Origin of the sequence: Holtiella tumoricola (assembly GCF_027857615.1) — a bacterium.
GTDB lineage: Bacteria > Bacillota > Clostridia > Lachnospirales > Cellulosilyticaceae > Holtiella > Holtiella tumoricola.
This window is the reverse complement of sequence record NZ_JAQIFT010000021.1, coordinates 37,248-45,737: the sequence shown is the minus strand read 5'-3', so window position 1 is coordinate 45,737 and position 8,490 is coordinate 37,248. Positions and strand designations below refer to the sequence as shown.

Annotated in this window: 9 protein-coding genes and 1 pseudogene; all 10 read left to right on the top strand. The window is 32.9% G+C overall.

Annotation, left to right across the window (positions count from 1 at the left end):
• Positions 1-125, top strand: a pseudogene (locus tag PBV87_RS23030) (Cna B-type domain-containing protein); the annotation flags it as partial.
• A gap of 22 nt (positions 126-147) precedes the next feature.
• The gene (locus PBV87_RS05855; RefSeq protein WP_271011493.1) at positions 148-324 is read left to right on the top strand and encodes a hypothetical protein; all 177 of its coding nucleotides are present in this window, start codon (positions 148-150) and stop codon (positions 322-324) included.
• A 359-nt stretch (positions 325-683) separates the two neighbouring features.
• Entirely contained in the window at positions 684-1,367 is a 684-nt protein-coding gene (locus PBV87_RS05850; RefSeq protein ID WP_271011492.1) for a response regulator transcription factor, read from the top strand.
• A complete protein-coding gene (locus PBV87_RS05845) occupies positions 1,357-2,511 on the top strand; it encodes a sensor histidine kinase (protein ID WP_271011491.1) in 1,155 nt (384 codons plus the stop codon). Before PBV87_RS05850 ends, PBV87_RS05845 begins: the two co-directional genes overlap by 11 nt.
• 134 nt (positions 2,512-2,645) lie before the next feature.
• Positions 2,646-3,692 carry a hypothetical protein gene (locus PBV87_RS05840; RefSeq protein WP_271011490.1) on the top strand — a complete coding sequence of 349 codons (1,047 nt, stop codon included), beginning with the start codon at positions 2,646-2,648 and terminating at the stop codon, positions 3,690-3,692.
• 340 nt (positions 3,693-4,032) lie between these two features.
• A complete protein-coding gene (locus PBV87_RS05835) occupies positions 4,033-4,692 on the top strand; it encodes an N-acetylmuramoyl-L-alanine amidase family protein (RefSeq protein WP_271011489.1) in 660 nt (219 codons plus the stop codon).
• A gap of 39 nt (positions 4,693-4,731) precedes the next feature.
• Positions 4,732-5,448, top strand: coding sequence for a polyphosphate polymerase domain-containing protein (locus PBV87_RS05830; RefSeq protein ID WP_271011494.1), 717 nt, complete (start codon positions 4,732-4,734; stop codon positions 5,446-5,448).
• Complete coding sequence (locus PBV87_RS05825) at positions 5,448-6,128, top strand: DUF4956 domain-containing protein (protein ID WP_271011488.1); 681 nt, start codon at positions 5,448-5,450, stop codon at positions 6,126-6,128. Before PBV87_RS05830 ends, PBV87_RS05825 begins: the two co-directional genes overlap by 1 nt.
• Before the next feature lie 19 nt (positions 6,129-6,147).
• On the top strand, positions 6,148-6,984 hold the full coding sequence (locus PBV87_RS05820; RefSeq protein WP_271011487.1) for a metallophosphoesterase: 837 nt from the start codon (positions 6,148-6,150) through the stop codon (positions 6,982-6,984).
• A 69-nt stretch (positions 6,985-7,053) separates the two neighbouring features.
• Positions 7,054-8,478: a CotH kinase family protein gene (locus tag PBV87_RS05815; protein WP_271011486.1), complete on the top strand. Its 1,425-nt coding sequence runs from the start codon at positions 7,054-7,056 to the stop codon at positions 8,476-8,478.
• The last annotated feature ends 12 nt before the right edge of the window (positions 8,479-8,490 follow it).

The window sequence follows — 8,490 nt, the reverse complement described above, 5'->3', positions numbered from 1 at the left end:
ACTGGACGACAACGTGGAAGAACCTACCGGTATATAAAGATGGAAAGAAAGTTACCTATACAGTAACCGAAGAGGCTGTAGAGGGTTACAAGACAAGGATTACCCCAAAAGGAGAATATGAGGTCACGGTGACTAATATAAGGTTGAATGCATATCCAGAACAAAATTGTTGTTGCTGCTGTTGTTGTTGTTGTTGTTGTTGTTGTAATTGTTGCAGAAGATGTTACTACGACTATTGGTCTAACTATTGGTATGGAGATGACCAGAATTGTTAAACTAAGACGAATTTCAAAAACTATGAAGACTTTTTTAATCTATTGTTAACAGTTTTGTAATGATACCAGGTACATGACAATTCCAGGTACATGACAATTTACACACAATTTCTTTAAGCGTACTACAGAAAATAAATTATAAAATGAGGGTAAAAATTTATTCGAAGGTAAAGGTTTTATAACAGATAAAGACCTACTTATTTGTCTAGCAATAGGCATTTAAGTAGGTCTTTTGTTATATTTTAGACATACGTAATGGACCAGCCATACCAACCTATACGGTAACCTACAAAGAGAGTAAAGAGAAAATAGAATTTAGCGGTGACTTATGGTAATAATAAGGTATAAATTTATTTACTATTTCTTAACCTAAGATGTTATATACTCATATAGATTGGAGGTAATAGAATGAAATTACTTATTGTTGAAGATGAATTAGATATGTTATCAGCTTTAAAAAAAGGATTTATAAAAAAAGGTTTTGTTGTTGATACAGCCGAGGACGGAGATGAAGGTTCTTATCTTGCTCAAATTAATAACTACGATGTTATTGTGCTTGATTTAAACTTACCAGGGAAAGATGGTCTTGAAATACTTGAAGAAATTAGAAATAGAAGTAAGCTTCAAAAAGTAATTATTCTATCTGCACGTTCTTCTGTACCAGAAAAAATACTAGGGCTAGATATGGGAGCTAATGATTATCTTGCAAAACCATTTGATTTTATGGAGTTAGAGGCACGGGTACGTTCTCTTGCTCGAAGGGAAATTGTACAAAAAGATACCGTAATCAAAATTCAGGAAATAACGATTGATACTGCACAAAAAAAAGTATTTTATTATGATAACAGTCTAGATATTGCACCTAAAGAGTATGCAATACTTGAATACCTTGCATTAAATATGGGACGAACAGTAAGTGCAGAAGAATTAATAGAACACGTTTGGGATAGTGATGTAGATTTATTCTCTGTATCTGTAAAAGTTCATATTAGCAAACTACGTAAAAAGATAGAAGAAGCAATTGGAAAAGAGCTTATACAAACTGTAAGAGGAAGAGGGTATTTAATAGGAGTAGAAAATAATGAATCATAAACTATCATTACGAATGAGGGTAACATTGATTACGGCAGTAACAATGACATGCATTTGTTTAATTTTATCATATTTTATTCTGAGTAATGTAAATCTGTGGATTGTCACCTCTGACCCTAGTCAAATGAAGAATGAAGTCGATATAAATCAAAAGAACGATGCTTCCACAACAGAGGAAAGAGGAATACAAAATGAAATCCCACCCCATTCTACGAGTAGAGAATATTTAGCTCTTAGTAAAACAAAATTTTTTAGAACCTGCTTATTAATGATTATAGCAGTTCTGATTCCTGGTATTATTCTGGTTTATTTTATTATGGGATTTGCACTTAAACCGGTTGAGCAATTAAGAAAAGATATTGCTGAAATTGATGGTGCGGATATGTCAAAACGTATTGACAGTACATCAAATGGCGTAGAACTCGATTCACTTGCACGGTCATTTAACCAGTTACTTGATCGAATAGAGTCTGTTTTAGAACGAGAAAAGAGCTTTTCAGCAGGTGCTTCACATGAATTAAAAACACCATTAGCTGTTATTAGAACTAATTTAGATGTTTTAGATATGTATGAGGAACCTACAATAGAAGATTTACATGATACAATCAAAATTGTTGAAAAACAAACAGATCGAATGATAAGGTTAGTTGATGATTTATTTGCAATGTATGCATTAAATGGATACGAAATGATTGATAAGATATATGTAGATAAGTTAATCCATGAAATAGTAAATGAACAAAAGATTAATATATTGGAAAAAAATATTAGTCTACACATTCAAAATAAACCATGTAAGGTTATAGGTAACTCTGTTATGTTCAAACATGCACTTTCTAATATCTTTCAAAATGCCATAAAATATAATGTAGAAAATGGGAAAATTAACATTATAGTAGAAGATAAAAATAATTATTGTGTGATAAACATATCTGATTCTGGAATTGGCATTGCACCATCTGCGGCTGAACATATTTTTGAAGCGTTTTATCGGGAAGATAAGTCCCGTTCAAGAAAAATAGGAGGGGCAGGATTGGGATTATCCATTGTGAAAAACATTATTGAACAACATGGAGGGAATGTTGCATATCAACCCAATGATCCGAAAGGCTCAACATTTATTATATCTATACCCATTTTATAACCTTTCTTTAACCTTTACTTTACTATAATATTTTTGTTTACCTTTTCTTAACCTATGGGAAGGTAAAATATGAAATTGAAGAAGACAAAAGGTCGGCTTTCAAAAAGTAATAAAAAGAATTAAGGAGTAGAGTAATGAAAAAAATTATACAAAAATTGATTGCCCTTATGAGTATTGGGCTTGTACTGATGGGAACAATGATAGGATGTACAGGAAATGTAACGAATAAAGAACAAAATAATGCTAATCCTTTGACAAGTGAGAATGTAAATCAGGAAATGGATACAGTTGAAATCATCATTCCTCACCGATATGCAGATGCAGCAGAGGGAATTGAACTACGTATGGCAAATACCGATTATTTTGACAACTTGACACAAAATGATTTAGATTATCGTACTGGAAAGAGCGGTGCAACGTTGGAAGAATTTAAAGCACTGGCTCAAAACCAGGGGGAAGACTTTACTGAAGAGGAGAAGCAGGTACTAGAGGACTCACTAGCCAGAATACAGACACGATTCAAAGAAATTGGTTTTGATTATCCGTTAAGTGCAGAGATTGTGTTTGTAAAAAGTAAGATGGGAGATGAATTTGGTGCAGTCGCCTATACCCACAAAAATCAAATTTATTTAGAGGGTAGCAACTTAGAGTTTATGAAAGATATACCAGGGCTCCTTGATGGGTTGATTGTTCATGAGTTGTTCCATGTGTTAAGTCGAAACGATGCTGATTTTAGACAAGCGATTTATAGTGTATTAGATTTTACCATTGCTGATGAGCCAGATTTTACACCCGAACTACGCGCTATACTTGGATCTAACCCGGACGTAGAGAAATTCGACAGTTATGCCATGTTTAACATAGAGGGCAAACCGACGAAGGCGGTAGTTGTTACACTTTTAAAGAACCCATATAAGGAGGGACAGAACTTATTTGACAATTTATCCACAGGAATTGTGCCATATGACAATCCAGATAAGTATTATACTATCGATCAGGTGTCAAACTTCTGGGAGGTGTTCGGTGAAAACAGTAATTATGTGATTACTACAGAGGAAGGTATTGCTGATAACTTTACGTCAGCGGTGGTCCATGGTATGGATGGTAGAAAGTATAAAAACCCAGAGATTATTCAGGGTATTTTGGATGTATTGGCAAATTACGAGTATACAGGCCAATAGACGGCAGGAATGCAATGAAATTAATGTGGTTACAGTCACTAGAAAGTGGTTCATGTAGTCAAGATGAACTTGTAGAAGTACCAAGTATAGGATATGTCTAAAGTATTCAATATAAAATACAAAAAAGTTGTCGGTTGCATCTTATAATCGACAACTTTTTTATGTTTCATTAAGACTAAATAAATAAGCCTATCTTTATTTTTTATGACAAAATAGGTGTTAAAGTTCCAGTACATTTACCTTATGTTAACCTTTAATTCCCTATAATAAGTAATGTAATTGAAGTGATTATCAACTCATACATACGTGAGAAGTTTTAAATGAAGGAGATATAAAAATAATGAGGAAAAAAAGTAGTTTTATTTACATAGGTTTAATATTAATGGGGGTAATGGGTCTATTAAATATAGAAGTGAAAAATCCTAATCAAGTGTATGCTCAGAAGCCAACAATGAAGAAGTTAATAGTCATTGATCCTGGACACGGTGGAAGAGATGTAGGAGCAATAGTAGACGAAGCTTTAGAGAAACATATTAATTTACAAATTGCACATAAAGTGAAGTATAAACTCAGCCAACAAGGATACGATGTTGTTATGACAAGAGAGCAGGATGAGGAAGTAAGCTTGGAGCAAAGGGTGAAGTTGAGTAATGAGAGCAATGCCCAGTTATTTGTATCCATTCACCAAAATGCAATAGAAGATAATGTAACACATGGAATTGAAACATGGTTTGAAAGTGGAAAATCAGCGAGTAAGCAATTTGCACAATTTATACAAGAACAAACCTCTTTAGCTACGGGAGCAAAAAATAGAGGCATCAAAGATTATACCTCTCTGTATGTGACAAGAAATACTCATGCCCCTTCTGTTTTAGTGGAATGTGGATTTATAACAAGTGATTACGAACGGTCTTTATTAAGTTCAGATCGTTATCAGGAAGAAATAGCGGAGGGAATCGTAGAAGGTATCAATCTGTATTTTCAATCTGAGCCTATCTAAAACAAGAAAGAGGATATGAGGGAGGGGAAGGTGATAAGCATGCAAAAAAATGCTAACCAAATATTTCAAAGATATGAGAAAAAATATGTGCTAAGCAGAGATACGTTTGAATCTTTTCAAGATAGGATAAAAGATTATATGAAAGTAGATGGATATGGCTTAATCAAAATATGTAACGTTTATTATGATACAAAAAATTATGATTTGATACAAAGGTCACTGAATAAGCCAATTTATAAAGAAAAACTTCGTCTAAGAAGCTATGGGATACCAAGTGAGCACGATTATATCTTCATTGAGATTAAGAAAAAGGTCAATGGAATTGTATATAAAAGAAGAGTATCTTTAACAATGCAAGAAGCAAGAAATTATTTAGAGTATGGAATAAAGCCACAATTTGAAAGTCAGATATTAAGAGAAATTGATTACTTGATTCAATATTATAAGCCTGTAAAAAAGATGTATATAGCATATGATCGATTTGCAATGGCTGGAAAAAATGATGAGAGTATTCGGATTACATTTGATCAAAATATTCGTAGCAGAGCATTTAATTTGGATTTGGCCAAAGGAGATGATGGTGATTTATTATTTGAAAATGAAGAGGTGTTGATGGAGATCAAGATGGCAGGTGCATATCCTATGTGGTTAGTTAAAATTCTTTCAGAATTTCAACTATATCCAGTATCATTTTCAAAGTATGGAAACTTTTATAAGAGAAAAATAGAAGATAAAAATAGGATGGAGAAAAAATGATGTTTAGTAGTGTAATAAATTTGTTAGATGGTGTAGGAACAGTATCAATTCAGACAGCCTTATTCTGTACGGTGATATCTGCTCTATTAGGTTTTGTTATCGCAGGTGCATATATGTTGCAAGGAAAATATAATAAGAACTTTGTAGTTACAATTGTATTACTACCAGCACTAGTACAGTCGGTAATCATGTTGGTTAATGGCAACCTAGGAACAAGTGTAGCAGTAATGGGAGCGTTTAGTTTGGTGCGATTCCGTTCTTTACCGGGAAGCTCAAGAGAAATTAGTACAATATTTTTTGCTATGGTAGTAGGATTAGCAACGGGTATGGGATTTATTACGTATGCTTGTATGATAACACTATTCATATCAGTCGGAATGGTAGTTCTAAGTAAATCAAATTTTGGAATGGCTAAAAACACAACATGTAGTTTGAAGATTACTATACCAGAAAATATAGACTATACGCAAATTTTTGATGATATATTTGAACAATATACAAAGGCGTATATTCTAAATCGTGTAAAGACTACCAATATGGGGAGTATGTACGAATTAGAATATAGTATTGCTCTTAAAGAAGAGCAATCACAAAAGGAATTTATTGATGCCATAAGATGTAGAAACGGAAATTTAACAGTTATGTGTGGAAGACCATTGACTGGAGTAGATGAATTATAAAGATTAGGAAAGAGGCATGATGAATATAAAAGCAAATAAATATAAAAAGCAAATCACTTTCATAATAATAGCGATTGTTACATTTATAACCCTTTATGCTACATATTTTGAAAGACACTTAATAATAAATAAAAATATCTCAGTGCCTTTAGAAGCAACGGGGCAAGATGTCCTTCGAATTGTTCAGTTTTCGGATACTCATTTGGGCAAGTATTTCTCCTTAGAACAATTTAAAAAAGTTGTGGAAAAAATCAATGAACAATCACCAGATTTAGTTGTATTTACGGGAGATTTATTTGATGTTATGAGCGAATATGAAAATCCAGACGCCGTGATTAAGGCATTAAGTAAGATAGAAGCTAAAATAGGAAAAATTGCAATCATGGGGAATCGTGATTTTCAAAAAGGAGAGGAATATTTTGTCCTAAGTATGAACCAGGCAGGTTTTAAAGTACTTAGGAATGAATCAATTAAATTTTCCTATAAGGATCATAACATTATGGTCTATGGAGTGAATAATTGGGATATTGGTTTAGAGCAAAAAGAATTACTAGATGGAATAGATTCTAATAATATCAATTTGTTACTTATGCATGAACCAGATGTAATGAACAAATTTGAAAAATATCCTATTGATATAGCATTTGCAGGGCATAGCCATGGAGGACAAGTTTATCTTCCATTTATAGGACCAATTATTAAAACAAATATGTGTGAGGATTATCTAAAGGGAAGTTATAGATTAAACAATGAAAAAAATACATTGTTTTATGTGAGTTCTGGAATAGGTAATACAAAAGTTCCATTTCGTTTTTTTAATATACCAGAAATCATCCTATTTGATGTTACGATGTAAAGGCATCTTAACCTTTTCGTAACCTTACCTTTGATAGACTAGTAGTAGAAAAAGAAAGGAAATTGTAATATGAAAAAAATATGTATTGTCACAATGGTGTGTATGAGTTTAATTTATAGTGTTGTTGGTTGCACCAGTAATAGAAACACGGAAGAAGAACAGAACAAGTCAGTTTATAATGGTTTATTTGATGACAGTTTTGTTCATAAAATGGATGTGACCATCTCAGATAAAGATTGGGCGGAATTACTAGAAACGCCCGGTCAAAAAACCAAGTATGAGGTATCGGTTACGATTGACGGAAATACAATGGATTCTGTGTCATTTGCGACTAAAGGTAATTTATCTCTTGAACAAGTAGGCTTTTCTGGTTCTGATCGATATAGTTTTAAAATCATCTTTGATAAATTTAACAAAGAACAAACTTATGGAGGTTTAGATAAATTAAATCTTCAAAACCTTCATGTAGATGCAACTTATATGAAGGATTATATTTCCTACGCTATGATGAAGGAAGTAGGGGTTGCAGCCCCTTTGAGTAGTTATGTAGAACTGTCAATTAATGGCAAAATTCATGGGTTATATCTTGCAGTGGAAGATTTAGATGAATCCTTCTTACAGCGCAATTTTGGCATGGATTATGGCGCATTATATAAGCCGGAGGATGAAGGCAGATTTATGTTTGAAGATGGAGAGGGATTAGGTGAGCTAGGAAGTATAGATATGCAATCGTATAAAGGGGCAGACCTTTCATATATTGATGATTCATTTGATAGCTATATTGATATATTTAATAATAACCAAACAAAAACTGATGATGATGCGAAAAAACGTATGGTAGAAGCACTGAAAAAATTATCAGAAGGCAAGGAACTAGATTCTTATGTAGATATCGATGCAGTTGTACGCTATTTTGTAGCACATAATTTTGTTTTAAATAGTGATAGCTACACAGGATATGCACCACATAATTATGGGCTTTATGAAAAAAAGGGTAAACTTTCTATGTTGCCATGGGATTATAATCTGGCATTTTCTATGTTTAATGGTAACGATGCCACGATGTTAGTTAACTACCCAATGGATACACCACTTGCTACAGAAGATGAAAAAAGACCTATGTGGACAATGTTAATGAATGAAGATGGAATACGAAATAAGTATCACAAAGAATACAAGGAATTCTTATCTTCCTATTTTGATTCAGGTCGATTTGAAGAACAGATTAATCGTATATACAATCTCATCAGGGATTATGTTAAAAAGGATCCTTCTGCATGGTATTCTGTTGAACAATTTGATACAGCTGTAGATACCTTAAAAAGATTTTGTAAATTACGTGCACAGAGTATTCAGGGACAGTTAGATGGTAAAATTCCATCAACAAAACAAGGGCAGAAAGAAAAGTTACAAAGTCTTATTGATAGCGGCGATTTAGATGTTAATGCTATGGGGGCTGAAGAGGACCTATTTGTAAGTTATGAGATGAATTAAAATTGTACTCAT

What these genes read in the sequence shown, in the direction of transcription:
- PBV87_RS05855 (WP_271011493.1), top strand. Translation starts at nt 148, where the DNA reads ATGCATATCCAGAACAAAATTGTTGTTGCTGCTGTTGTTGTTGTTGTT.
- PBV87_RS05850 (WP_271011492.1), top strand. Translation starts at nt 684, where the DNA reads ATGAAATTACTTATTGTTGAAGATGAATTAGATATGTTATCAGCTTTA.
- PBV87_RS05845 (WP_271011491.1), top strand. Translation starts at nt 1,357, where the DNA reads ATGAATCATAAACTATCATTACGAATGAGGGTAACATTGATTACGGCA.
- PBV87_RS05840 (WP_271011490.1), top strand. Translation starts at nt 2,646, where the DNA reads ATGAAAAAAATTATACAAAAATTGATTGCCCTTATGAGTATTGGGCTT.
- PBV87_RS05835 (WP_271011489.1), top strand. Translation starts at nt 4,033, where the DNA reads ATGAGGAAAAAAAGTAGTTTTATTTACATAGGTTTAATATTAATGGGG.
- PBV87_RS05830 (WP_271011494.1), top strand. Translation starts at nt 4,732, where the DNA reads ATGCAAAAAAATGCTAACCAAATATTTCAAAGATATGAGAAAAAATAT.
- PBV87_RS05825 (WP_271011488.1), top strand. Translation starts at nt 5,448, where the DNA reads ATGTTTAGTAGTGTAATAAATTTGTTAGATGGTGTAGGAACAGTATCA.
- PBV87_RS05820 (WP_271011487.1), top strand. Translation starts at nt 6,148, where the DNA reads ATGAATATAAAAGCAAATAAATATAAAAAGCAAATCACTTTCATAATA.
- PBV87_RS05815 (WP_271011486.1), top strand. Translation starts at nt 7,054, where the DNA reads ATGAAAAAAATATGTATTGTCACAATGGTGTGTATGAGTTTAATTTAT.